The sequence below is a fragment of the Saccharopolyspora sp. NPDC050389 genome (assembly GCF_040655595.1).
Lineage (GTDB): Bacteria > Actinomycetota > Actinomycetes > Mycobacteriales > Pseudonocardiaceae > Saccharopolyspora.
Map to the genome: position 1 here is coordinate 90917 of NZ_JBFAKG010000001.1, position 24325 is coordinate 115241.

The 24325-nt window shown below is 69.5% G+C and carries 21 protein-coding genes, 2 tRNA genes and 1 pseudogene; 10 read left to right on the forward strand and 14 right to left on the reverse strand.

Features of this window, described 5'->3' with window-relative positions:
* Nucleotides 1-2 precede the first annotated feature (2 nt).
* The 4 genes from AB0I53_RS00445 to AB0I53_RS00460 all read left to right on the forward strand — a co-directional run bounded on the left by AB0I53_RS00445 (nucleotide 3) and on the right by AB0I53_RS00460 (nucleotide 6093).
* The gene (locus AB0I53_RS00445; RefSeq protein ID WP_358594129.1) at nucleotides 3-1313 is read left to right on the forward strand and encodes a protein kinase; all 1311 of its coding nucleotides are present in this window, start codon (nucleotides 3-5) and stop codon (nucleotides 1311-1313) included.
* 37 nt (nucleotides 1314-1350) lie between these two features.
* Nucleotides 1351-3306: a Stk1 family PASTA domain-containing Ser/Thr kinase gene (pknB, locus tag AB0I53_RS00450; protein WP_358594132.1), complete on the forward strand. Its 1956-nt coding sequence runs from the start codon at nucleotides 1351-1353 to the stop codon at nucleotides 3304-3306.
* A 232-nt stretch (nucleotides 3307-3538) separates the two neighbouring features.
* Complete coding sequence (locus tag AB0I53_RS00455) at nucleotides 3539-4960, forward strand: hypothetical protein (RefSeq protein WP_358594135.1); 1422 nt, start codon at nucleotides 3539-3541, stop codon at nucleotides 4958-4960.
* Nucleotides 4957-6093, forward strand: coding sequence for a hypothetical protein (locus AB0I53_RS00460; RefSeq protein WP_358594138.1), 1137 nt, complete (start codon nucleotides 4957-4959; stop codon nucleotides 6091-6093). The genes AB0I53_RS00455 and AB0I53_RS00460 overlap by 4 nt, the downstream gene beginning before the upstream one ends.
* Nucleotides 6094-6099: 6 nt before the next feature.
* Here the strand turns inward: AB0I53_RS00460 and AB0I53_RS00465 are convergent, their stop codons facing one another.
* Nucleotides 6100-6741, reverse strand: coding sequence for an aminodeoxychorismate/anthranilate synthase component II (locus AB0I53_RS00465; RefSeq protein ID WP_358594140.1), 642 nt, complete (start codon nucleotides 6739-6741; stop codon nucleotides 6100-6102).
* 411 nt (nucleotides 6742-7152) lie between these two features.
* Nucleotides 7153-7980 carry a class E sortase gene (locus AB0I53_RS00470; protein ID WP_358594143.1) on the reverse strand — a complete coding sequence of 276 codons (828 nt, stop codon included), beginning with the start codon at nucleotides 7978-7980 and terminating at the stop codon, nucleotides 7153-7155.
* 183 nt (nucleotides 7981-8163) lie between these two features.
* On the opposite strand from AB0I53_RS00470, the gene crgA reads away from it, so the two are divergent.
* Nucleotides 8164-8430 (forward strand): cell division protein CrgA, encoded by a 267-nt coding sequence (gene crgA, locus AB0I53_RS00475; protein ID WP_358594146.1) that lies wholly within the window; start codon nucleotides 8164-8166, stop codon nucleotides 8428-8430.
* Between the two features lie 167 nt (nucleotides 8431-8597).
* Nucleotides 8598-9005 carry a PH domain-containing protein gene (locus tag AB0I53_RS00480; RefSeq protein WP_358594149.1) on the forward strand — a complete coding sequence of 136 codons (408 nt, stop codon included), beginning with the start codon at nucleotides 8598-8600 and terminating at the stop codon, nucleotides 9003-9005.
* A 4-nt stretch (nucleotides 9006-9009) separates the two neighbouring features.
* Here the strand turns inward: AB0I53_RS00480 and AB0I53_RS00485 are convergent, their stop codons facing one another.
* Entirely contained in the window at nucleotides 9010-9939 is a 930-nt protein-coding gene (locus AB0I53_RS00485; RefSeq protein WP_358594152.1) for a rhomboid family intramembrane serine protease, read from the reverse strand.
* Nucleotides 9940-10154: 215 nt separating this feature from the next.
* A complete protein-coding gene (locus tag AB0I53_RS00490; protein ID WP_358594155.1) occupies nucleotides 10155-10703 on the reverse strand; it encodes a peptidylprolyl isomerase in 549 nt (182 codons plus the stop codon).
* A gap of 140 nt (nucleotides 10704-10843) precedes the next feature.
* Between AB0I53_RS00490 and AB0I53_RS00495 the strand changes: the two genes are divergently transcribed.
* The 4 genes from AB0I53_RS00495 (at nucleotide 10844) to AB0I53_RS00510 (ending at nucleotide 12825) form a co-directional block, all read left to right on the forward strand.
* On the forward strand, nucleotides 10844-11419 hold the full coding sequence (locus tag AB0I53_RS00495) for a hypothetical protein (RefSeq protein WP_358594158.1): 576 nt from the start codon (nucleotides 10844-10846) through the stop codon (nucleotides 11417-11419).
* Nucleotides 11420-11525: 106 nt separating this feature from the next.
* A complete protein-coding gene (locus AB0I53_RS00500; protein WP_358594161.1) occupies nucleotides 11526-12020 on the forward strand; it encodes an SRPBCC family protein in 495 nt (164 codons plus the stop codon).
* Between the two features lie 47 nt (nucleotides 12021-12067).
* Nucleotides 12068-12277 (forward strand): HTH domain-containing protein, encoded by a 210-nt coding sequence (locus tag AB0I53_RS00505; protein WP_358594164.1) that lies wholly within the window; start codon nucleotides 12068-12070, stop codon nucleotides 12275-12277.
* Nucleotides 12278-12279: 2 nt separating this feature from the next.
* A complete protein-coding gene (locus tag AB0I53_RS00510) occupies nucleotides 12280-12825 on the forward strand; it encodes a Clp protease N-terminal domain-containing protein (RefSeq protein WP_358594166.1) in 546 nt (181 codons plus the stop codon).
* Between the two features lie 12 nt (nucleotides 12826-12837).
* On the opposite strand, the gene AB0I53_RS00515 is transcribed toward AB0I53_RS00510, so the two are convergent.
* From AB0I53_RS00515 to gnd, 10 genes and pseudogenes are all read right to left on the reverse strand, one after another.
* Nucleotides 12838-14085 carry an aromatic acid/H+ symport family MFS transporter gene (locus AB0I53_RS00515; protein ID WP_358594168.1) on the reverse strand — a complete coding sequence of 416 codons (1248 nt, stop codon included), beginning with the start codon at nucleotides 14083-14085 and terminating at the stop codon, nucleotides 12838-12840.
* A gap of 855 nt (nucleotides 14086-14940) precedes the next feature.
* Nucleotides 14941-15013, reverse strand: a tRNA-Ala gene (locus tag AB0I53_RS00520).
* A gap of 96 nt (nucleotides 15014-15109) precedes the next feature.
* A pseudogene (locus tag AB0I53_RS00525) lies at nucleotides 15110-15217 on the reverse strand (DLW-39 family protein); the annotation flags it as partial.
* Between the two features lie 64 nt (nucleotides 15218-15281).
* A tRNA-Ile gene (locus AB0I53_RS00530) sits at nucleotides 15282-15355 on the reverse strand.
* Between the two features lie 115 nt (nucleotides 15356-15470).
* Nucleotides 15471-16250, reverse strand: a complete 780-nt coding sequence (locus AB0I53_RS00535; RefSeq protein ID WP_358594171.1) for a DUF3566 domain-containing protein — start codon at nucleotides 16248-16250, stop codon at nucleotides 15471-15473.
* Between the two features lie 54 nt (nucleotides 16251-16304).
* On the reverse strand, nucleotides 16305-18800 hold the full coding sequence (gyrA, locus tag AB0I53_RS00540) for a DNA gyrase subunit A (protein ID WP_358594173.1): 2496 nt from the start codon (nucleotides 18798-18800) through the stop codon (nucleotides 16305-16307).
* A gap of 49 nt (nucleotides 18801-18849) precedes the next feature.
* Nucleotides 18850-20823 carry a DNA topoisomerase (ATP-hydrolyzing) subunit B gene (gene gyrB / locus AB0I53_RS00545; RefSeq protein ID WP_358594176.1) on the reverse strand — a complete coding sequence of 658 codons (1974 nt, stop codon included), beginning with the start codon at nucleotides 20821-20823 and terminating at the stop codon, nucleotides 18850-18852.
* Between the two features lie 362 nt (nucleotides 20824-21185).
* Nucleotides 21186-21752, reverse strand: coding sequence for a DciA family protein (locus AB0I53_RS00550; protein WP_358594178.1), 567 nt, complete (start codon nucleotides 21750-21752; stop codon nucleotides 21186-21188).
* Between the two features lie 106 nt (nucleotides 21753-21858).
* Nucleotides 21859-23034 carry a DNA replication/repair protein RecF gene (gene recF / locus AB0I53_RS00555; RefSeq protein ID WP_358594181.1) on the reverse strand — a complete coding sequence of 392 codons (1176 nt, stop codon included), beginning with the start codon at nucleotides 23032-23034 and terminating at the stop codon, nucleotides 21859-21861.
* A 268-nt stretch (nucleotides 23035-23302) separates the two neighbouring features.
* Entirely contained in the window at nucleotides 23303-24190 is an 888-nt protein-coding gene (gnd, locus tag AB0I53_RS00560) for a phosphogluconate dehydrogenase (NAD(+)-dependent, decarboxylating) (RefSeq protein WP_358594183.1), read from the reverse strand.
* Nucleotides 24191-24325 lie beyond the last annotated feature (135 nt).

The window sequence follows — 24325 nt, forward strand, 5'->3', positions numbered from 1 at the left end:
CCGTGCTGACCACCGGCCAGTTACTCGCCGACCGGTACCGGCTCGGCCAGCGGATCGCCGTCGGCGGGATGGGCGAGGTGTGGCAGGCGGTGGACGTCCGGCTGGACCGGACCGTCGCCATAAAGGTGCTCAAGGCGGAGCTGTGCGGCGACGCCGAGTTCCTGCACCGCTTCCGCACCGAGGCCCGCACCACCGCGTCGCTGAACCACCCGGGGATCGCCGCGGTGCACGACTACGGTGAGACCGCCGCCATCCCGGATGGTCCGGAGGACACCGCGTACCTGGTGATGGAGCTGGTCGAGGGCGAGCCGCTGGCCGCGATCCTGGCCCGCGAGCGCCGGATAAACACCGACCACACGCTGGACATGCTGGAGCAGGCCGGGCGGGCGCTGCAGGCCGCGCACGAACGCGGCCTGGTGCACCGGGACGTCAAGCCGGGCAACATCCTGATCACGCCCGAGGGCAAGGTGAAGCTGACCGACTTCGGCATCGCGAAGGCGGCCGACGCGGCACCGGTGACCCGCTCGGGAATGGTGATGGGCACCGCGCACTACATCGCGCCGGAGCAGGCGCTCGGTGACGACGCGACGCCGTCCAGCGACGTGTACTCGCTGGCCGTGGTCGGCTACGAGTGCCTGATGGGACACCGCCCGTTCCTGTCCGAGAACGCGGTGACGGTCGCGATGATGCACATCCGCGAGATCGCGCCGCCGCTACCGCCGGACGTGCCGCCGGGCGTGCGGGCGCTGATCGAGGCGACGCTGGCGAAGGACCCGCGGCGGCGCTACGCCGACGGCGGCGAGTTCGCCAACGCCGTCGCCGCGGTGCGCGCCGGCCGGCCGCTGCCCACGCCGTCCTCGCTGGTGGTGCCGCAGCAGCGGCAGCAGCAGCTGAACGTCGCCGTGCCGAACACGGGCGTGCACCAGATGCCCGCGCAACTGCCGCCGATGGGCAACACTTACCCACCGGGGCTGATCCCGCCGCAGGCACCGGCCCCGCAACTGCCACCTCCGCAGGCGGCGGCGCCGCGCACGAACAAGATCGTCGTCTGGCTACTGGTGGCGGTGCTCGCGATAGCCTTGCTGGTCGCCGTCGGCGTGGCCACGTACTGGGTGGTCAACCGCGACGAGGGATTGGTCGGATCCGGCAATGTGACAACGCACAACCTGGATTCGGCAGCGGCTTTGGGCCAGACTTCGCTACGGCTCGCGCCCGGGATCGGGGCGGCGCCGGCGGGTTGGCCGGACACGAACCTCGGGGGAACACCGCCGGTCGCCCGCCTGGCATCGACCGGATGGGCCGACTCGGCATGATGGGACGATCATTGACAAGGATCGGAACGACGCTTCGATGAGTTCACCTCGACTTCTGTCCAACCGCTACGAGCTCGGTGAGACTCTCGGCTACGGCGGTATGTCCGAGGTGCACCGCGGCCGCGACACCCGGTTGAGCCGCGACGTGGCGGTGAAGATCCTCCGCGCCGACCTCGCCCGCGACCCCACGTTCCAGCTGCGGTTCCGCCGCGAGGCGCAGAACGCGGCGGCGCTGAACCACCCGGCGATCGTGGCCGTCTACGACACCGGCGAGACCGAGTCCGAGAGCGGGCCGCTGCCGTACATCGTGATGGAGTACGTCGACGGCCGGACGCTGCGCGACATCGTCAAGACCGAGGGTCCGCTGACGCCGCGCCGGGCCATGGAGGTCATGGCGGACGCGTCGGCCGCGCTGGACTTCAGCCACCGGCACGGCATCGTGCACCGGGACGTCAAGCCCGCCAACATCATGATCACCCGCGGCGGCGCCGTGAAGGTGATGGACTTCGGCATCGCCCGCGCGCTGGCCGACGGGCAGGCTGCGGTGACGCAGACCGCCGCGGTGATAGGAACCGCGCAGTACCTGTCGCCGGAGCAGGCCCGCGGCGAGGCGGTGGATGCGCGAAGCGACGTCTACGCCTCCGGCTGCGTGCTGTTCGAGCTGCTCACCGGGGAGCCGCCGTTCACCGGTGACTCGCCGGTCGCGGTCGCCTACCAGCACGTCCGGGAGGAACCGCGCAAGCCCTCCGACGTCACCCCGACGACGCCGGCCTCGCTGGACGCCGTGGTGCTCAAGGCGCTGAGCAAGAACCCGGCGAACCGCTACCAGTCGGCCGCGGAGATGCGGGCCGACCTGGTGCGGGTGCTCTCCGGGCAGCGCCCGAAGGCGCCGATGATCATGTCCGAGGACGAGCGGACGGCGATGCTCACGCAGAACTCTGCGACCGAGCTGATGACGCCGGGCCGCCACCGGTCGGTCGAGCGGGAACCGGACGAGGTCGACACCGAAGGCGACCGCAAGCGCCGCAAGCACCGGATGATCGCGCTGGTCACGGCGGCCTGCGTGCTCGTGTTCGCGCTCGCCGCCTGGCTGGCGACCTGGGCATTCACCTCGGAGCCGAAGACGGAAGCGGCGCCGAGCTTCATCTCCATGACCCGGGCGGCGGCGCAGGCTGAGGCCGATTCCAAGCAGTGGCGGCTCACCTGGTGCCTGGCCCCGTCCAGCGTCGACGACATCAACAAGGTCGTCAGCCAGAGCCCGCCGGCGGGCTCGCAGATCGTCAAGGAGAACCAGCCGATCAAGCTCTGCGCCGGGACCGGGCCGGCCAGCGTGCTGGTGCCGGACCTGACCGGCCTGAGCATCAACGACGCCTCGCAACGGCTGGAGGAGGCCGGGCTCAAGCAGGGGCTGACGCCGGAGTACCGCGAGACCGACGACCCCAAGCAGGTCGGCAAGGTCATTGACTGGGACCGGCGAGGCGAGACCGTCACCCAGGGCACCACGATCTCCGTCGTGATCGGCAAGGAACCCCAGCTGCTCGACGTCCGGAACGTGGTCGGCATGCCCTTCGACACGGCGAAGGCCTACCTGGTCGGTGCCGGGTTCAAGGTCACCAAGCAGGACCGCGACTCCGACCAGCCGCTGGGCACCGTGCTGGAGCAGTCCCCGTCGGGCGGCAGCAAGGCGAAGCCGAACTCCGAGGTCGTCCTGGTGGTGTCCAACGGCGGGCAGATCAGCATGCCGTCGCTGGTCGGCATGACGCCCAGCGAGGCCGAGCAGGCCCTGCGGGACCGCGGCTGGAACGGCAGCATCATCGAGACCGACCAGCCGACTGCGGACAAGAACCTGGACGGCAAGGTGGTCAGCTCGTCGCCGTCCGCCGGGCAGAAGGTGGGCAAGGACCAGTCGGTGACGCTGTACGTGGGCGACTACACCACCAGCCCGACCACCAGCACTCCCAACCACGGCGGCCTCATCCCACCGTTCGACTGACCTCTTCGACGAGGAAGGGCACCTTTGCCGGTATGACCGGTAGCAGGTGCCCTTCTTCGTTTCCGGTGCTTGGCGGCGGAAATTCCGTGGGACGCCCCGCAAGATCTTGTTAGCATCCGGAAGCCGACCGCGGGACTCCGGCGCGACTTCCGGAACGTGCCTCTGAAGCAATGATTCGCAGCTCGTGCCCCCATTCCCCGGTCGGCTCCCACACCCACGAAGAGAGAGCCGGATGGATTCGCGCGCGGACCTCCTCGCGGCCGAGGACGTGCTTCTCTTCGTAAACGCGGCGATCACGTCCACCGGCCAGCGCGAGTTCCACACCGACGCCGACGAGCAGCGGCTGTCCTTGGACTTCCTCCGCGAGTACATGCTGGGGAGCTACCGCGACCTGTACGCAGGCGTCCTCGCGCTCGACATCAACGACCACAACGCGGCCCTCATCATCCGGCGGCTGCTGGAGACCGCTGGCGAGGCCACTGCCGACCAGCGGCGCAGCGAGGGCCGGCTGATCGCGGGCCGGCTGGCGATGCTGCCGCCGCAGCGCGTGTACGGGCTGTTCGGCGCACTGCGCCGGGCGAAGGTGAACAACCGCCGGACCCGCGCGATCATGCGCGACTGGTTGTCCGCCCGCCCTGACCTGGCCTTCGACGCCGTGAAGTACCGCAACGGGCTAAAGCGGACCCTCCGGCACGCGCACCTGGTCCCGGCCGGCGACGAGCTGGGCACCTTCGTGTTCGCGCCGCTGACCCGCCCGCAGTACGCGACGCCGATCCTGGAGACGTGGCGCCGCGCGCACTACGAGCAGGCGGCCCTGTACGAGCTGCCCTTCACGGCCGCGGCAGGCTTCGCCGCCCGGCGCGGCATCCCTCGGGACGTCTTCCTGCAGCGCATAGCGCCGCGGATGACCCGCCTGGAAACCCTGCGGCTGCAGGAGTCCGCGCGCAAGAACGGGGCCGCCGTCCAGGCGGACCTGGCCGGGATGCCGCTGACGCGGTTGGCCTCCTACGTGCTCTCCCTGCCGGTCGAGGACCGGATCCACCGACGCGGCGAGCTGGCCCGCGCCCTGGCGGCGGCCGCCGGCCGGGTGGCCGGCTCCCACCAGGGAAGCTGGGGCAAGGTCACCGCCGTCCTGGACGACAGCTTCTCCGCATCCGGTTCGGGGCAGAAGCGCCGTCGGCCGCTCGCGGTGGCCCTGGCCTGCCACTACCTCCTCGCGGCCCTCGCCGCCGACTACACCGGGCTGTGGGCCTCGGGCCGGACCGACGCGCTGCTGGCCCGTCCCCACGGGCCGATGCCCCTGGGCCGGCGGATCCTGGACGCGCTGGACACCGGCCCCGAGCGCCTGGTGATCGTCTCCGACGGATGGGACAACGCGCCGCCGGGGCTGGCCGACGAGGTGCTCCGCATCTGGCGCACCCGGCTCGACCCGAACCACCGCACCAGCGTCGTGCACCTGAACCCGGTGTACGACGCGACCGGTTTCGACGTGCGCCGCGTGTCGACGGCCGTGCCCGCCGTGGGCGTCCGCGACGCCGAGGACCTCCCCGCGCTGGTGGAGCTCGCCCAGTTCGCGGAGGGCCGCACCGGCCTGGCCGAGCTGACCGGCTACCTGGACACCCGCGCGGCCCGGATGCGGGAGCGGGCGCGATGACCGACCCGGACCTGACCGGCCTGGACACCCGCCCCTCCCAGGTCTGGGGCGCCGTCCGCCTGGTACCGCTGGTGCGCGCGGAACCCGTCGACGACCTCCGCCTGCATCCGCAGCTGTACGGCGATGTGGCGGGAGTGGTCGAGGTCGGCCCGCGGCGGACCTACATCTCCTACGTCCCGCACGGCTTCGTCGCCACGTGGACCGGCGACGGCACTCCGGCCGCCGCCTACGGCACGCAGCTCACCGAGAACCAGCCGCCGGCCGCCACGATGGGCCTGCGCTTCCACCGCAAGATGGCCCGCCGCGAAGACCCCGACCGGCTGCGGTTCCTCCCCCTGCACCTGGCGTTGGAGGGCTTCCTGTCGCTGCACTTCGGCGGGCCGTCGATCGCCTGGGAGGAGTGGTCGCAGCGCGCGATCCGGCAGGGGCTCTCCCCTCGCGTGGAGGCGGCGTACATGGGTGCCGCCGTGGCCGGGCTCGACGATGCGCTGCGGGTTTTCGAGATCCACCCCGGCCAGTGCGGTGTGCTGCTCTACGTCGCCGACGCGCTCGCCGCCGCGTTCGTGGTTCCGCATCCCGACGACTACCGCGCGCTCCACCCGACGCTGCTGCAGGACTTGTACGGCGAGCTGATCTACCAGTACGCGATGCTGATGCCGCCGGTGCAGGACTTCCGGGCCGACATCGCCGACGCGCGGATCCGCTCCCTGGCCGACCTGCGCGCGGCGGTCGACGAGCAGGAACGCTCCTGGGCGGACTTCCACGACACGACCATGGCCACCGGCCTGCTGGAGCAGGATCGCACGTGGCAGACGGTCTACCGGATGGGTCGCTTCACGCTCTCCCGGTTCCTGCCGCCGTTCCGCCTCAAGCAGGAGAACCACATCGGCGAGGCCATCACCGACGACCGGGGCCGGACCGCGTACCTCAAGACGTTCCGGCTCTCGGAGAACCAGGTCCGCCGAGGTCACCTGCTCAGCCGGCTGGCCGCCAACGACTGGCACCTGGGGCGCACCGCGACCGAGCTCGGCCTCGACGAGGCCCAACTGGGTCTGCGGCTGGAGGCCGCGGGCTTCGGCGCGCTGCTCCGCCAGGACGTCCTGGACGGCTACCGCAAGCGCGCCCGGGCTTGATTCGGGTCAGCGCCGGGCGGCGGCGGCGACCTGGCGCATGCCCTGTTCGAGCTCGGCGACCAGGTGCTCGTCCACCGAGTGACCGGCCGAGGCCATCCAGTTCGCCAGCATCCGGTGGCCGCCGTCGGTGAGCACCGACTCGGGGTGGAACTGGACGCTCTCCACCGGGAGCTCCCGGTGCCGCATGCCCATCACGATGCCGGTCGCGGTCTTCGCGGTGATCTCGAAGTCGTCCGGGATGGTGTCCGCGCGGACGATCAGCGAGTGGTAGCGGGTCGCGATGAACGGCTCCGGCAGCCCGGCGAACACGCCGGTCCCGGAGTGGTGGATCTCGCTGACCTTGCCGTGCAGCAGCTCCGGCGCCCGCTCGACGACCCCGCCCCACACGGCGCCGACGGCCTGGTGCCCGAGGCACACGCCGAACACCGGCTTGCGCTCGGCGGAGCAGCGCTCGATCAGCTCCATCGTGCGCCCGGCGCGATCCGGCGTCCCCGGACCAGGGCTGAGCAGGACGCCGTCGGCGGCGGCAACGTCGTCGTCGGTGACGACGTCGTTGCGGCGCACGACGCAGTCCGCGCCCAACTGCGCGAGGTACTGCACGAGGTTGTAGACGAAGCTGTCGTAGTTATCGACGACGAGTACACGCACCCCGCCAGGGTACGCGGGTGGCAAAATCTGTTTCCAGGCTCGTTTTGCTTGGCGGTGCAGGTAGCGGCCCCCCTGCGGGAGTTACGGCCGCCGCCTGGCGACACACGTATGTCCAATACGTCGCGTCGGGGCTGTCCTCGCCGAGAGCCCCCTTGGGGCGGGCACAGTCTGAGAACCTGCGGCGGTGCAAGCTGCGTAGGCGGGCTAAGCGGCTGGCGCCGCTTCAAAGACAAGGAAGAGCCAAGCACGGCCACCCGGGCTGGCTTTTCACCTGGTCGTGACATCGTTGAACGGCAGCATCGGTTCGATCTGCGGGAACAAGCAGCGCGACGACGACCGCGGCCAGCAGCGCGGCCTGTGCGGCCTTCGCTGCGGTCCCGCCCGGCAGGTGTCGCCAGATCCACCCGTACATCAGCGTTCCTCCAGCTCGGCGGGACGCAGCCCGGGATGCGCGGGGTCCTTGGGGTACTGCTTGGCCAGCACGCCGTGCACGATCAGCCGCTGCTTGGCGGAGAACTCCGGGTGGCAGGTGGTGAGGGTGATCAGCCGGGTCTGCCGGTCGCGCGGCAGCAGCTCCGGCGGCTGCCCGGACACCGGGAAGATCACCTCGCCCTGCTCCGGGAGGACGATGCCCCGGCCGACCGCCTGCTCGTACGGCCCGCCGATGGGCGCCACGCCCGAGCACTTCGGGTCCGCCCCGTGCCCGTTCCAGCCCGCGACCTCGTCGGCAATCGGGAGCACGCGGTAGACGTACCAGTGCGTCGCGGTCTCGACGACCAGCGCGTCGCAGGAGCGCAGCCGGTCGAGGTCGTTGAACGGCGCGCCCTTGCCGATCCGGTGTCCGGCGACGGAGAAGTTGCCCTGCTCACCGGGCCACGCCGTGCCGACGTAGTGCCCGGGCCCGGCGGCCAGCGTCTTCGCGTCGGTGCCCTCCAGCACGACGAACCGGAAGTCCGGCCCGAATGCCGGGATGTGCAGCTGCGCGAACCCGGCGCCGACGACCGGTGCTGGCGGCTCCGCCACCGGCGGCGGGTGCTGCCACTGGACCTGCAGCTGATCGGTGGCCTCGGCCTGCCTGCGCGCGGTGAACCAGTCCGTGACGTACACGGCGTAGAAGACGAACAGCAGCAACACCAGTCCCGCGATGATCAGCAGTTCGCCGAGAACGTGCAGCGCCGTGCGCAGCCGTGCGGGCCGGCTCTCCGGGGGTGGCGCCACCATCAGCTCCGACGAAGCCACGGTGTTCCTCTCCGGTCACGGCTGGGACCACGGGGTAGATCAACGCTGTGATTACGTTAACGTGGTAGCTGGAAAACGAGCCGCATCGCGAGAAGTTGCGCGCGCCCTCGGGCGCCGGAGCTCGAGGTGCGGTGACCGCCCGAGCACACGGCGCACGATGCCGCATCACCTGGCGAGGACACCATGCCGAAGTCCAAGGTCCGCAAGAAGGACTCCCCCACCCCGGTGACCGATCGCCGCACGCCGGTGAAGGCGAAGGTGGTCGGCCCGTCGCACCCGATCTACGTCATCGTGATGTTGGGGATGATGGTGATCGGGCTGCTCTGGCTGGTGATCAACTACATCGCCGGCGACAAGATCCCGTTCATGGTCGACCTGGGCGGGTGGAACTTCGCCGTCGGATTCGCGTTCATGATCGTCGGCCTGCTGATGACTATGCGTTGGCGCTGACCGCTAGCACAGAAGCGGTGCGTGGTCGAGGTCCGAAGGGGTCAATCCCTTCGGACCTCACTCATCTCGTCGACCTCTTGACGTTCGGTCAGCGAACAACATAGGTGTAACTCATCCCCAGTGGGGATAACTCCTGTGGATAACTCATCGGTAGCGGGTGGATAACGGTGGATGCGAGCGGATCTCGGCAGTGGTCGACGCCGATCGGGCTGGTCGCCTGCGGCTGGGTGCTCGCCGCGGCCGCGGCGCTGTGGTGGCTCGTCGCCGAGCAGGCGGTCGACCGGCTGTTCATCGGCGTGCTGGTGCTGGCGCTGGCCGCCGCCTCCGCGCACGGCAGCATCTGCCGACCGCGACTGCACGCGGACGTCGAGGGCATCACGGTGCGGACGTTGCTGGGTCGGCGGCACTGGGCCTGGCCCGCGGTGACGATCCGGGTCCGGCAGGATCGTCGCCTCGGCCGCACGGTGCAGACCCTGGAACTCGACGCGGACCCGCAACTGATCGTGCTGACCAGGCTCGACCTCGGCGCCGATCCGCAGGAAGTCGCGGACGAGCTCCGCGGTCTGCGCCGCTGACCCGTCAGGAACCGAGCTGGCCGCAGCGGGTTTCCTCGCCGGAGCCGAAGCACACCACGTTGCCGAACTGCAGATCGCGCGTCACCAGCATCGCGATCAGCACCACCAGCAGCGCCGCGAGCGCACCCGCCTGGATCAACACCTGCCGCTCGCGCGGGGCGTAGACCAGCGCAGCGGTCGCGATCACGCCGACGACGAGGCCGCCGATGTGCCCCAGCAGGGAAATGCCCGGGATCACCACGCTGGCCGCGATGTTGAGCGCGATCACCACCAGCACCGGCCGCAGGCTGACCTTCAGCCGCAGCGCGGCGATCGCGATGCCGCCCATCAGGCCGTACACCGCGCCGGACGCGCCGGCCACCGCCCGCACCTCTTCGCCGAGCAGGAAAACCGCGGTACTGCCGCCGAGCAGCGACAACAGGTACACCGCGCCGAACCGCAGCCGCCCCAGCAGGAGCTCCAGATCCCGGCCGATCACCCACAGCGCGATCATGTTCATCGCCAGGTGGAGCAGCCCGATGTGCAGGAATCCGGCACTGATCAGGCGCCACCACTGCCCGCCCGCGACCAGGATCGGCCACAGCGCGAAGTCGGTGAACAGCGCGGACGAGGAGTTCCCGGGGATGCTGCCGGCCTGCACCGCGGTGAGCGCGAAGACCGCCACGTTGATCGCGATCAGCACCGGCACCAGGATCGGCTTCGCGGGCAGCCGGGCACCGGCCACTGTCACCGGCTGCCGCATGCCGCGCTGCCCCTGCGCAACGCAGTCGACGCACTGCTGGCCGACGGCGGCGTCACGCAGGCATTCCGGGCACGACGGCCGATCGCACCGGGTGCAGCGCAGCCCGGTGGGACGGTCGGGGTGCCGGACGCAGGTCGGCAGCTGCGGCGGAGCCCCATCCGCCCCAGGCTGAGATCCGGGCGGAACAGTCACGTCAGACCTGCTCTCCGGTCAAGACCGCTTCGAATGGCTCGGGCAGCGGTGCGGGCAGCAAGACCTCAGGCGTCGTCTCGCCGAGGGATCCCCGACAGTCACCGCCGGGGGCTGTCCTGGCGAGAAGACGCCTGATGACCCACGGCGGTGCAAGCCGAGTCCCACACCGCAAGCGGCTACCGCCGCTTTCAAAAGCAAGCCTAATGGGCCGGGTTTCAGCCGCGTTCGATCGAGACCTTCTCGATGACGATGTCGTTGACCGGGCGGTCCTGCTGGCCGGTCGCGGTGTTCCCGATCGCGTCGACGACGTTGCGCGACTCCTGGTCGGCGACCTCGCCGAAGATGGAGTGCTTGTAGTTCAGCCAGGCGGTGGCACCCACCGTGATGAAGAACTGCGAGCCGTTGGTGTTCGGCCCGGCGTTCGCCATCGCCAGCAGGTACGGCTTGGTGAACTGCAGCTCGGGGTGGAACTCGTCGCCGAACTTGTAGCCCGGGCCACCACGGCCGGTGCCGGTCGGGTCCCCGGTCTGGATCATGAAGCCGGAGATGACGCGGTGGAAGATCACCCCGTCGTAGAACGGCCCGGAGCGCTCACCCTTGGCGTTGGGTTCGGTGTACTCCTTGGTTCCTTCGGCGAGGCCCACGAAATTGGCCACTGTCTTGGGCGCCTTGTCGGGGAACAGGTTGATCCGGATGTCGCCCTGCGAAGTGTGCAGGGTCGCGGTCACCGTCGTCCCAACGAGCGATCCGTTGTCTTCAGCCACCAGACCATCCTGCCATCGAAGAGGCCGAACCTCGTGTCTGGGTGCAGTATGGGGCTGATCGCCGCCTGCCAGGCGGTGCCCACGCCGCGGGCGTGGGCCGACGAAGTCGACCGGCGAACGCCGGGCCGAGGAGGCACACGATGGACGAGGTGAAGGCGATGGCCCGAGCTGGCGAAAGCGTGGGCAAGGCGGTCGGGACGGGCTTGAAGTCCGCCCGCCACGGCGCGAAACGCGCCGGCGAAGTCGGGGTGGCGCTGTCCAAGCAGGCCGCCTCCCTCGCCGAGCAGGAACTAGCCAACCACGGCTACTCCGCCGACGAGTTGCAGGAGCGCATCGCCCAGCGGGCCACCGGGATGTCCCGCAAGGAACTCGCCAAGCGCGGCCGCAAGGCGCGCAAGCAGTGGGAGAAGAAGACCGAGCAGTCCCGCAAGCAGCTCGCCAAGAACACCATCGCGGCCCGCAAGGAACTGGCCGCGCGCATCGACCCGGGCAAGCCGAAGGGGCGGCGCAAGTGGCCGTGGGTGCTGCTGGTGCTGGCCGGCCTCGGTGCCGCCGTGGCGGTGGCATTCTCCCGCCGTCCGGAGGAGCTGCCGATCGCGGAGGCCAACGACGGCTTCCCCAGGCGCGACACCCAGGCCCGCCACCGCGCGGACCGCCCCGACGTGCCCGCCCAGACCGACGGCCAGTCGCACATCACGCCGGAACGATCCCGCTGACCTCGCACGCGCGCAGGAGGCCGGGCCCATCGGGTCCGGCCTCCTTTCTTTCGGGCGTGTCACACATCACGTTCTGGTCGGCCGGTTCGGTGGTCACGATGCTGGCATGAGTGAACCCACGAGTTACGACCTGCACGCCTCGACGCACGTGTCCGCCACGCCGGACGAGGTCTACCGCGTCGCCAGCGACATCACGCGGATGGGCGAGTGGAGCCCGGAGTGCATCGGCGGCGAGTGGGCGTCCGGCGAGCCGGGCACCGCCGGCGCCACCTTCAAGGGCCACAACCGGCACCGCGACGACGTCTGGACGACCGAGTGCGAGGTGACCGCGGCCGAGCCCGGCCGCCGGTTCGCCTGGGCGGTGCTGAGCTACCAGCCGACGCCGGACAACTCGCTGTGGTCGTTCGAGATCGAGCCCGACGGCGACGGCTGCACCCTGACCCAGCGCTTCCAGATGAAGCAGCCGCCCAGCCGACTGGTGTCGATCAAGGAGAGCCTGCCGGCCGAGCGCGGCGCCACCTTCTACGAGTTCCGCCGGACTCGGCTGCAGCAGGCCATGCAGCAGACCGTCGACGCGATCCGGGACGCCGCCGAGCGCTGACGTCAACCATAGTTGACACCTCCCGCTTGTCAACATAAGTTGACAGCATGGCAGAAGCGACGGAACTCGCCTCCGCGGCGAGCAGCCGCGATCCGCGAATCGGCCTGCGAGCCGTGGCGGCGCTGCGGAAGCTGCTCGAAAAGCTGGAAGCAGTCCAGGTCCGCAACGCTCGCAACCAGGGCTGGTCGTGGCAGGAAATCGCCGCGGAGCTCGGCGTTTCCCGGCAGGCCGTGCACAAGAAACACGGGAGGTCCTGATCATGTTCGAGAAGTTCGCCCCGGCGACCCGGCAGGCGGTGGTCCGCGCGGTGCACGAAGCCGAGCAGCACGGTGCCCCGGAGGTCACCGATGAGCACCTGCTGCTCGCGCTCGTCGACGACCCGACCACCGCGGCTGGGAGCCTGCTGGCCGCGCACGAGGTGCGGCGCGATGCCGTCACGACGGCCTACCGGCAGGCGCGGCGGTTCGGCGGCCTGAGCGCATCCGACGCGGAAGCGCTCCGCGAACTGGGCATCGACGTGCACGACGTCGTCGCCAGCATCGAGCGCTCCCTCGGCGCGGATGCCCTCGCCGACCGGCCCCGCCGACGGCGGCGCTTCTTCAAGTCGCACATCCCGTTCAGCACCGGCGGCAAGCGCCTGCTCGAAGCCACACTGCGCGAGGCCGTCGAGCTCGGCGACCGCCGCATCGGCGATGAACACCTCCTGCTCGCGCTGCTGCTCGGCAAGGGAGTCGCCGCGGAGCTGCTCGAACTCCACGGCATGACCTACCGCAGCGTCCGCGCGTCGCTGCGCAGCGCGGCCTGAACTTCGGGAACGCTACGACGCCTGCTCGGCCGGCTCGGCCCGCGATTCCTCCTCGGCCGCCGGGCGGCCGACCGCAGCAGCGCCGATCGCGCCCAGCACGCCGACCACCGCGAAGGCGTAGAAGCCCCACGGGTACGCGATGCCGGCGGTGAGCATCGCGCCGCCGAGCAGCGGACCGCAGATCGCACCGATGCGGCCGATCCCGGCCGACCAGCCGAGCCCGGTCGCCCGGTTCTCCGCCGGGTACACGCGCCCGATGTAGGCGTAGACGAGCACCTGCGAGCTGAACACGAAGCAGCCCGCGATGAGCACCGCCACGTACACGCCGATGCCGGGCAGCTTGATGCTCAGCGCGGCGAGGAACACCGCCGAGGCCGCGAACCAGCCGATCGTCGAAGGCCGCAGTCCCACCCGGTCGGCCACCGCGCCGGCGACGACCAGCCCGATCACGGCACCGATGTTCAGCGTCAGCAGCAGCCCCAGCGCGGCGCCCAGCGGATAACCGGCGGACTTCATGATCTGCGGCAACCAGGTGTTGAGCCCGTAGACCAGCAGCAATCCCATGAACGAGGTGACCCAGAAGGCGAGCGTGGCGCGGGTGAACCCGCCGCGGAACAGCGAGGCGACCGCGCTGGCACCGCCGCTGAGCTTGCGCTCCGGAGCGGCGGAACGCAGGAAGGAAGCCGATTCCGGCAGGTAGCGCAGCATCAGGGGAACGAGCACCAGCGCGGGCGCGGCCCCGATCACGAACATCGCGCGCCACCCGAGGCTCGGGAGCACGGCGATGCCGAGCAGCGCGGTGAGCACGGCGCCGACGTGGTAGCCGGTCATGATCGTGGTGGTGGCGCTGCCGCCCTTGCCCGCCCGGGCGTACTCGGTGACCAGCGCGATGGCGGTCGGCAGGCACCCGCCGAGCCCGAGCCCGGCGAGGAACCGCAGCAGCCCGAAGACGAAGACGGAAGGCGCGAGCGCGCACAGCGCGGTGAACACGGAGAAGCCGGCAACGGCGAAGATCAGCGCCTTCCGCCGGCCGACGACGTCGGTGATGGTGCCGATGGCCAAGGCGCCGATGGTCATGCCCACCAGCCCAACGGTGGAAACAACGGAAGCACTGGCGGCGGTGAGCCCCCACTGCTTGGCATCCAGCAGCACGGGCAACACGCTGCCGAGCACGACCAGGTCGAACCCGTCCAGCAAAACGGCGGTCCAACACAGGGGCAGAACCCAACGGGCCCGCCCGGCGTCAACCTGGCTCGACATGCCACCTCCACTGCACCATCGCAGAACCGGAATGCGCGAATGCTCCCCGCTCAAATGCCCGACCAACGACAACACCTTCCACTGGACGGAACCCAAGCAAAACCGTCACCCGAATCCCAACCCCCAAAAGAAGACGAAACCCCAGGTAACAACCGCGAAAACCAAACCCCACGAAACCCGGAACCAAAACCCCAACGAAACCAAGCCCAACGAAACCAAATGTCCAAAGAGGACAAACCCAAAAAGAAGAACCCGCAGAGGACGGAGGGCAGAGGGCACCGGGCACACACAGGGCACGGGGCAACAGAGCAGGCCCCAGGAGAAGGCACGCCACCAAGAAGCCGGCGACACCAGGAGCCGCGCAAGGAGCAGCCCCGGAAGCACCACGGAACCAGCACAGAACCAGCACGAGCACGAGCGGTCACAGCCGAAGGCTGACAACAAGACAACACAGCCGAAGGCTGACAACAAGACAACACAGCCGAAGGCTGACCAACAACCCGGAACAAAGAGGGACGACAGCCGAAGGCTGCCGGTACCCACGACACAGCCGAAGGCTGACCAAAAGCCCGCAGCGGAACGAACGGCACGAGGCCCGCGCAGCAGCCGAAGGCGGACGACATCGAACGGCTCTAACGGCACAACAGAAAGCTGACCAGTGCTCCGACGGCCGAAGGCCGGAGAAAACCCCGAAAAGGCTGGTCCGAGAGCAGGCCGGGAACGCTCCGAAGGCAAGGAGCAGACAAAAAGAAACCCCCACACCGTGGGGGTCTGCGGGGGCTCGGCCCCCGCAAAATAATGACGCGGTAGTAAACGCCCACGCTCACCGTGGGCACACTCCACCGAACCAACGCGTGGAGACGAGGGGAATCGAACCCCTAACCCCCGCCTTGCAAAGGCGGTGCTCTGCCAATTGAGCTACGTCCCCGGCTATCGCAGCCCCACTCAGGTCTGCTGACCGGTGACGCGCGATGGCTACCGGCTCGGTGGCCGGTTCAAGCGCCCGGAGAAGCGATCAGGCTTCGGCGGTGGCTTCGCGCCACAAGTCGGCCTCGGCCTTGGCTGCCCGGTTGCGCCGGATGACGAACAGCACGACCCCTGCAACTGCGGCAAGTGCGAGCAGCTTCTTCACTTCCGGTCGCCTCCTAGCACGGCGTCCAGCCCGAGAAGTTCCCGGGACTGAGAAAAATTACCAGTGGGCCTAGAAGGACTTGAACCTTCGACCTCTTCGTTATCAGCGAAGCGCTCTAACCGCCTGAGCTATAGGCCCTTGGTGTGCTTCAAACACTACAGGACGCCTTCCGACGCCCGAAACGGGGGTGCCCGTTGGGATCTCGCCGGACGTGGCGATCCCGGTACAGGACCGGAATCGCCACGTCAGCGGCTCACTCCCGCTCGGACAGGGTGACCTCGACGCCGCCGGCGAAGTCGGCCGCCACGTTGTAGATGAACGCGGCAACCGTCGCCAGCGCGGTCACCAGCACGATGTTGATCGCGCCGATGATGGAGGCGACGCCGAACACCCGGCCGGCGCTGATCAGCGGCTCGCTGGCCGCGTCGTCGGGCTGGGTCAGCTCGGTGAAGGTGCCGTTGAGCTGATCCCACACGCCCATGCCGTCGAGCACGCCGTACAGCACCGCGACCGCGATCATCCACACGAAGAACAGCGCCACGCTGAGCACCAGGGCGAGCTTCAGCACCGACCACGGGTCCAGCCGCTTCACCTGCAGGCTGGCCCGCCGCGGGCCTCTGCTCGGCCGCCGCGCCGAGGCCGTCGGCGAGGTGCGGGCGGTCCCGGCGGCACCGGCTGCGCCGCCGGTGAACGACACGGTCGTCCGCGCGGCCGGCGGCACCTTGGTGCGCACCGTTTCCTGGTCCTGCATCTGCTTCGGAATGTTCTGCGTGTCAGCGGCGTCCGAACCGGGGACGGCGGCCGCCACCGGGGTGCCGGCCTCGCCCGGCGCGGTCGCCGAGGCGCGTTGCCACGGTGGCGGCGCCTCGGTGCCGTGCAGGGCCTCCCCGTTGCCTTCGGCGTCCGGTTTGGCGGCCGAGCCGGACTCGGTGCCCTCGCCCCCGGTGCTGTCGTCGGCTGTCTGGGTGCTGACCGAAGCCCCGTCCGCATCCTGCTGCGGATCAGCCTGCTCCGGCTTCTCGGAAGGTGTCACGAGCGATCCTTCGATGATCGTCGGCGGCGGTGTGCGACGTGGTCTCCCACGGTTTTACTGCTGCTGGTCCGGCCCCGCAGCGTCCGGGTCGGCGGCCTCGTCAGCGTTGCGCGCGATCGCCACCAGCGCGGACCCCTCGTCCAGGTTCATCAGACGAACCCCCTTCGTCTGCCTGCCGGCCTTGCGCACCTCCTTGGCGGTGGTCCGGATGACCCCACCGGTCGAGGTGATCGCATAGAGTTCGTCGTCGATCTCGACGATGAGAGCCCCCACCAGCCTGCCACGCCTGTTGTCGTACTGGAGAGTCAGCACGCCCTTTCCGCCGCGGCCCTGCACCGGGTAGTCGTCGATCGGGGTGCGCTTCGCGTAGCCGCCGTCGGTCGCCACCAGCACGTACCGGTCTTCCCGGACCACGCCCATCGCCAGCAGTTCGTCACCGGCGTTGAACCGCATGCCCAGCACGCCCGAGGTGGCCCGGCCCATCGGCCGCAGCGCATCGTCGGTGGCGTGGAACCGGATCGACTGGCCCTCGGCGGACACCAGCAGCAGGTCGTCCTCGGCGGAGCACAGCACCGCGCCGACCAGCTCGTCGTCGTCCTTGAGGTTGACGCCGATCAAACCACCCGATCGGTTGGAGTCGAAGTCGGTCAGACGGGACTTCTTGACCAGGCCGTTGCGGGTGGCCAGCACCAGGTACGGCGCCGCGGTGTAGTCCTTGATCTGCATGATCTGGGCGATCTGCTCGTCCGGCTGGAACGCCAGCAGGTTCGCCACGTGCTGGCCGCGCGCGGTGCGGTTGGCCTCCGGCAGCTCGTAGGCCTTCGCCCGGTAGACCCGGCCCTTGTTGGTGAAGAACAGGATCCAGTCGTGCGTGGAGCACACGAAGAAGTGCGACACGATGTCGTCCTGCTTCAGCTGCGCGCCCTGCACGCCCTTGCCGCCGCGCTTCTGCGCCCGGTACAGGTCGGTGCGGGTCCGCTTGGCGTAGCCGGTGCGGGTGATCGTGACGACCACGTCCTCGTCGGCGATGAGGTCCTCCATGGAGACCTCACCCTCGAACGGGATGATCTTCGTGCGCCGGTCCTCGCCGTACTTGTCGACGATCTCCATCAGCTCGTCGCGGATGATCTGCCGCTGCCGCTCCGGCTTGGCGAGGATGTCCTTGAGGTCCTCGATCTCCCGCTCGATCTCGGCCAACTGGTCGACGATCTTCTGCCGCTCCAGGGCGGCCAGGCGGCGCAGCTGCATCTCCAGGATCGCGTTGGCCTGGATCTCGTCGACGTCGAGCAGCTCGATCAAACCGGTGCGCGCGTCGTCGACGGTGGGCGACCGGCGGATCAGCGCGATGACCTCGTCGAGCATGTCCAGCGCCTTGACCAGACCGCGCAGGATGTGGGCGCGTTCCTCGGCCTTCCTCAGCCGGAACTTGGTGCGCCGGACGATGACCTCGACCTGGTGCTTGACGTAGTACCGGATGATCTGGTCCAGCCGCAGGGTGCGCGGCACCCCGTCGACCAGGGACAGCATGTTGGCGCCGAAGGTGGTCTGCAGCTGGGTGTGCTTGTAGAGGTTGTTCAGCACCACCTTCGGGATCGCGTCCCGCTTGAGCGTGACCACGATCCGCATGCCGCGCCGGCTGTTGGACTCGTCGGCGATGTCGGAGATGCCGGTGAGCTTGCCCTCCCGGTGCATCGAGGCGATGTTCTCGATGAGGTTGTCCGGGTTGACCTGGTACGGCAGCTCGGTGACGACCAGCGTGGTGCGTCCCTTGTTGTCCTCTTCGACGTCGACGACGGCCCGCATCTTGATGGAGCCGCGACCGGTGCGGTAGGCGTCGGCGATCGAGTTGGTGCCGAGGATGAGGGCGCGGGTCGGGAAGTCCGGGCCCTTGATCCGCTCGATCAGCGCTTCGAGGAGTTCCTCATCGGTGGCCTCCGGGTTCTCCAGCGCCCAGACGACGCCCGAGGCGACCTCGCGCAGGTTGTGCGGCGGGATGTTGGTGGCCATCCCGACCGCGATCCCGCCACCGCCGTTGACCAGCAGGTTCGGGAACCGCGACGGCAGCACCGTGGGTTCCTGGGTGCGGCCGTCGTAGTTGTCGGCGAAGTCGACGGTGTCCTCTTCGATGTCGGCGAGCATGTGCATCGCCAACGGGGCCAGCCGCGACTCGGTGTACCGCATCGCCGCGGCCGGGTCGTTGCCGGGCGAGCCGAAGTTGCCCTGGCCGTCGATCAGGGGATGGCGCATCGACCACGGCTGGGCCAGGCGGACCAGGGTGTCGTAGATCGCCGAGTCGCCGTGCGGGTGGTAGTTGCCCATCACGTCGCCGACGACGCGGGAGCACTTCACGTAACCGCGGTCCGGGCGGAAGCCCGAGTCGTACATCGCGTACAGCACGCGCCGGTGCACCGGCTTGAGGCCGTCGCGCACGTCTGGCAGCGCGCGGGCCACGATGACGCTCATCGCGTAGTCGATGTATGAGCGCTGCATCTCCTGCTGGATGTCGACCGGCTCGATCCGGCCGTGTTCCGGCGGCAGGATTTCCGTCATGCTCGTCCTTCGCTTTCCGGGAAGTTCGGGGGCTTAGCTGCGCGTGGCGTCACACGTCGAGGAAACGAACGTCCTTGGCGTTGCGGGTGATGAACGAGCGCCGGGCTTCGACGTCTTCGCCCATCAGCACGCTGAACAGCTCGTCCGCGGTCGCCGCGTCGTCCAGCGAGACCTGCAGCAGCAGCCGGGTCTCCGGGTTCATGGTGGTTTCCCACAGCTCGTCGGCGTTCATCTCGCCGAGACCCTTGTAGCGCTGGATGCCGTCGTCCTTGGGCAGCTTGCGGCCCGCGGCGGCGCCCTGCTCCAGCAGCGCGTTGCGCTCCTTGTCGCTGTAGGCGTACTCCGGCTCCGACCGCGGCCACTTGATCTTGTACAGCGGCGGCTGCGCGAGGAACACGTGGCCGTTCTCGATCAGCGGGCGCATGAACCGGAACAGCAGGGTCAGCAGCAGGGTGCGGATGTGCTGGCCGTCGACGTCGGCGTCGGCCATCAGCACGATCTTGTGGTAGCGCAGCTTGGACAGGTCGAACTCGTCGTGGATGCCGGTGCCCAGCGCGGTGATGATCGCCTGGACCTCGTTGTTCTTGAGGACCTTGTCGATCCGCGACTTCTCCACGTTGATGATCTTGCCGCGCAGCGGCAGGATCGCCTGGAACCGCGACTCGCGGCCCTCCTTCGCGGAGCCGCCCGCGGAGTCGCCCTCCACGATGTAGAGCTCGCACTCCTCCGGGCTGTTGGACTGGCAGTCCTTCAGCTTGCCCGGCAGGCCGCCGATGTCCATCGCGCTCTTGCGCCGCACCAGTTCCTTGGCCTTGCGCGCGGCCATCCGCGCCTGCGCCGAGGACACCGCCTTGTTGACGATCACCTTGGCCTCGGCGGGGTTGCGCTCGAACCAGTCGGTGAGCCACTCGAAGGCGGTGGTCTGCACGAACGACTTGACCTCGGTGTTGCCCAGCTTGGTCTTGGTCTGGCCCTCGAACTGCGGCTCGCGGACCTTCACCGAGACGATCGCGGCGAGACCCTCGCGGACGTCATCGCCGGTGAGGCTGCCGTCCTTCTCCTTGAGCAGCTTCTTTTCCTTGGCGTAGCTGTTGACCACGCGGGTCAGCGCCGACCGGAAGCCCTCCTCGTGGGTGCCGCCCTCGTGGGTGTTGATGGTGTTCGCGAAGGTGTAGACCGACTGGTTGTAGCCGGAGTTCCACTGCATCGCGATTTCCAGCTCGGAGCCGTTGCCGGACGCGTTGAAGGCCACCACCTTCTTGTGGATCGGCTCCTTGGTGGCGTTGATGTGCCGGACGAAGTCCTCGAGACCGCCCGGGTAGTGGAAGGTGCGCTCGGTGGCGCGCGCGGCGGTGCCGGCCGCGTCTTCACCGGCCTCGTCTTCCTCGGCGGCGCGCTCGTCGCGGAGGACGATGGTCAGGCCCTTGTTCAGGAAGGCCATCTCCTGCAGGCGGCGGGCCACCGTCTCGGCGTTGTACCTGGTGGTTTCGAAGATCGTCGGGTCGGCCCAGAAGGTGATGGTGGTGCCGGTCCGGTCGGTGGACTCGCCGCGCTCGACGTCGGCGACCGGCTTCGAGTCCTTGTAGCGCTGACGCCACACGTAGCCGTCGACGTGGATCTCCGCCTCCAGCCCCGTGGACAGCGCGTTGACGACGGACACGCCGACGCCGTGCAGACCGCCCGAGACCGCGTAGGAGTCGCCGCCGAACTTGCCGCCCGCGTGCAGCACGGTGAGCACGACCTCGAGGGTCGGCTTCTTCTCCACCGGGTGCATGCCGACAGGGATGCCACGGCCGTCGTCGACGACGCGCACGCCGCCATCGGCGAGGAGGGTGACCTCGACCTTGGTGGCGTAACCGGCCATCGCCTCGTCGACCGAGTTGTCCACGACCTCCTGGATCAGGTGGTGCAGACCGCGTTCACCGGTGGAACCGATGTACATGCCGGGACGCTTGCGGACGGCCTCAAGGCCCTCAAGAACGGTGATGGATGAAGCGTTGTAATCGCTCTTCTTCGGTGCCACGGGCCTCGATTTCTCCTTGAGCCGACTGTGCTGTCAGGGTGATCGGTCGGTGCCGGAACGTTCGCTCCCCGCACCGCACCGCAGACCACTTCGGGGCGACTCGTCCGTCGGGGCCGCACCCTGATGCGTGCCGGCGCCTGCGCGCCTCTACGTCACGGCGTTCGAAGGCATCGGCCACACCCTTTTCTGATTCTACTGGCCCCCCGTGACAGAAGTAGGGCAAGGACACCCCTGACTTCCTCACAGAGCGGAGAACTCGAATCAATCCACCATCCGAGAGCCGCGGGCGGCTGCCGAGGGATCTCTGCCGCGATCGGCCGCTTGCCGCCGCGCCCGGAGGCCTGGCGCGTACCGCGAGGCTACTAGCCGTAGGTGTCGCGCGGGCCCCGTCCGGAAATGTGCCGGGGGCCGTGTCGCCAGCTGGGCGCCGCCGGGCCCTGCACCTTGATCCGGCGCACCACGTCGCGGCCCACGCCGTCGCTGATCCGCTTCAGGATCTGGCGCTGGAGCAGGCGCAGCTGCGTGGCCCACGCGGTGGACTGGGCCTGGACGGTGAGCTCGCCGTCCTTCAGCGCCACCGGCTTGGTGTGCTCGGCGACGTCGCCGCCGACCAGGGCGGCCCACTTGGCGAAGACTTGGCCGCCGGAGAGGTGCTCGGTCCAGCCGCGCTCGTTGGCGATTCGCGCGGCCAGCCGCCCCAGCGGCTGCGGGTCGCGGTCGTCGGGGCGCGGCCCCGACCAGCCACGACGGCGGCGCGTCCGGACGACGCCGCCCTTCTTCTTGCCGTCTCGGCGGCGGGCGGCGGACTGCTCGCGGGCGGCCTGCAGGGCGGCCCGGGCGAGATCCGGGCCGGACAGCGCGGCGCCATCGGACCCGACCGGTCCCACCGATCCGGTGACCGCGGCCTCGCCCGGGACCTGTGTTGACACCGCCGAGTTATCCACACCATCCACAGAGTTATCCCCAGATGTGGGCAAATCGGCGACCTTACCCACCTCGGCGATCACTCTGGGTTTACTTGACGACTGCGAACGGTTACTCGGCACGTCGCACCTCGCCTTCGCGGACGTCGAATCGGGCGCCGGTGAGTTCCGGCGGAACGTCCTCCGGCACCGCCGCGGTCACCAGCACCTGCTCGGCCCCGGCGACCAGGTCGGCCAGCCGGGCCCGGCGGCGGCGGTCGAGCTCGGCGAAGACGTCGTCCAGGATCAACACCGGCTCCGCGCCATCCTCGGTGAGCAGGTGGTAGGAAGCCAGCCGCAACGCCAGCACGAAGGACCAAGATTCTCCGTGGCTGGCATAGCCCTTCGCGGGCAGCTCGCCGAGCAGCAGTTCCAGGTCGTCGCGGTGCGGCCCGACCAACGACACGCCGCGGTCGAGCTCCTGCGGCCGGACCCGCTCCAGCTCGGCGAGCAGGGCCGATTCGAGTTCGGCCGGGTCGGCGGCCTTGCCCAGCGGCGCGCCGTATCCCGCGGGAAGCGATTCGCCGAGGCTGCTGCGGTAGCGGACGTCGGCCACCCTGCCGGACGGCAAGGTGGCCTCGTCGGTCGCCGCGACGTTGGCGTATGCGCTGGTCACATGCGGTGCGATGGAGGCGACCAGGTCGAGCCGGCCGGCCAGCAGCTCGGCGCCGCAGCGGGCCAGGTGGCCGTCCCAGACCTCCAGCGTCCGCACGTCCGCCGAGCCGCCGCCCCGGCGCGCCGCTCCTGCGGACTTCAGCAGGGCGCTGCGCTGCTTGAGCACCCGGTCGTAGTCGGCGCGAACACCCGCGTACCGGGGCGACCGCGCCACCAGCAGGTCGTCCAGGAATCGGCGGCGCTCGCCCGGATCGCCGCGAACGATCGAGAGGTCTTCCGGCGCGAACAGCACGGTGCGCAGGATGCCCAGCACGTCGCGCGGTTTCGCGACGGCGCCGCGGTTGATCCGCGCCCGGTTGGCCTTGCCCGGCGTGATCTCCAGCTCGACCAGCAGCTCACGCCCGCTGTTGACCACGGCGGCCCGCACCACGGCGCGCGCCGCGCCGTCGCGGACCAGCGGCGCATCGGTGGAGACGCGGTGCGAGCCGAGGGTCGCGACGTACCCGATCGCCTCGACCAGGTTCGTCTTGCCCTGTCCGTTGGCCCCGACCAGCACGGTGATGCCCGGCTCCAGGGCCAGGTCGGCGTGCGGCCAGGACCGGAAGTCGGTCACTTGCAGATGACGGACGTACACGACGATCCAACTTATTCGCAGCTCTGTTCGGTCGTCCGCCCGGTAGCCGAATCCGTGGATTCGGCGCCTTATCGCCTTGTCGACAGATCGCCATGGCGACGGGCGGACAGCATTGCTCCTAGCGCAGGGTTTTCCCTGGCAGGCGCCCGTGAGTGTTTTGGGGTGTCATAGCACCCCAAAACGTTCACGGAACCTGACCTGCGGAAACGCGAACACGACTCCGGCGGGTCGATTTGTCGATAAATCAACTCGCCCGTCGATGTCGCGATCAGTCCTCGGTCTTCTCCACGGCGTGGCCGCCGAACTGGTTGCGCAACGCCGCGACCGCCTTCATCGCCGGCGAGTCCTCCTGCCGCGAGGCGAACCGCGCGAACAGCGAGGCGGTGATCACCGGGGTGGGCACCGCGTTGTTGATCGACTCCTCGACGGTCCACCGACCCTCGCCGGAGTCGTTGACGTAGCCCCGCAGTTCGGTCAGCTCCGGGTCCTCCTCCAGCGCGCGGACCAGCAGGTCCAGCAGCCAGGAGCGGACCACGGTGCCGCGGCTCCACGCCTTGATCGTCTCCGGCACGTTGGTGACCACGCCCGACGCCGACAGCAGCTCGAAGCCCTCGGCGTAGGCCTGCATCAGGCCGTACTCGATGCCGTTGTGCACCATCTTCGCGTAGTGCCCGGCACCCACCGGACCGGCGTGCGCGAAGCCCTCCTCGCGCGGCCCCTCCGGGCGCAGCGCGTCGAAGATCGGCATGGCGCGCTCGACGTCCTCGGCGTCGCCACCGGCCATCAGGCCGTAACCGTTCTTGGCGCCCCACACCCCGCCGGAAACCCCGACGTCGACGTACTTGATGCCGTGCTCGGCGAGCAGCGCCGCGTTGGCCTGGTCGTCGGTGAACTTCGAGTTCCCGCCCTCGATCACCAGGTCACCGGCGGACAGCAGCCCGGCCAGCTCCTCGACCGTCTGACGCGTCGGGTCGCCGTGCGGAACCATGATCCAGACGATCCGCGGGCCGGCCAGCTTCTGCACCAGCTCCGCGATCGACGCGACATCGCTGACGTCCGGGTTGCGGTCGTACCCGACGACGTCGTGGCCGGCGGCGCGCAGCCGCTCACGCATGTTGAAACCCATTCGGCCGAGACCGACAAGTCCGAGTTGCACCGGATCTCCCTCTGCGAGCTGTGTATCGACTGGTTGGTCGGCGCGGATGGCCGGCCGCGGGGCTGGACCTCACCAGCTGAATCGATCCGACCGGAGCCTAGCCACCGGCGGCCGCGGCTCCGGCCGGGCAGTGCG

Excerpts from the sequence above, each read along its gene's own strand:
- pknB (WP_358594132.1), top strand. The coding sequence starts at position 1,351 with ATGAGTTCACCTCGACTTCTGTCCAACCGCTACGAGCTCGGTGAGACT.
- AB0I53_RS00455 (WP_358594135.1), top strand. The coding sequence starts at position 3,539 with ATGGATTCGCGCGCGGACCTCCTCGCGGCCGAGGACGTGCTTCTCTTC.
- AB0I53_RS00460 (WP_358594138.1), top strand. The coding sequence starts at position 4,957 with ATGACCGACCCGGACCTGACCGGCCTGGACACCCGCCCCTCCCAGGTC.
- crgA (WP_358594146.1), top strand. The coding sequence starts at position 8,164 with ATGCCGAAGTCCAAGGTCCGCAAGAAGGACTCCCCCACCCCGGTGACC.
- AB0I53_RS00495 (WP_358594158.1), top strand. The coding sequence starts at position 10,844 with ATGGACGAGGTGAAGGCGATGGCCCGAGCTGGCGAAAGCGTGGGCAAG.
- AB0I53_RS00500 (WP_358594161.1), top strand. The coding sequence starts at position 11,526 with ATGAGTGAACCCACGAGTTACGACCTGCACGCCTCGACGCACGTGTCC.
- AB0I53_RS00505 (WP_358594164.1), top strand. The coding sequence starts at position 12,068 with ATGGCAGAAGCGACGGAACTCGCCTCCGCGGCGAGCAGCCGCGATCCG.
- AB0I53_RS00510 (WP_358594166.1), top strand. The coding sequence starts at position 12,280 with ATGTTCGAGAAGTTCGCCCCGGCGACCCGGCAGGCGGTGGTCCGCGCG.
- AB0I53_RS00515 (WP_358594168.1), bottom strand. The coding sequence starts at position 14,085 with ATGTCGAGCCAGGTTGACGCCGGGCGGGCCCGTTGGGTTCTGCCCCTG.
- gyrA (WP_358594173.1), bottom strand. The coding sequence starts at position 18,800 with ATGACGGAAATCCTGCCGCCGGAACACGGCCGGATCGAGCCGGTCGAC.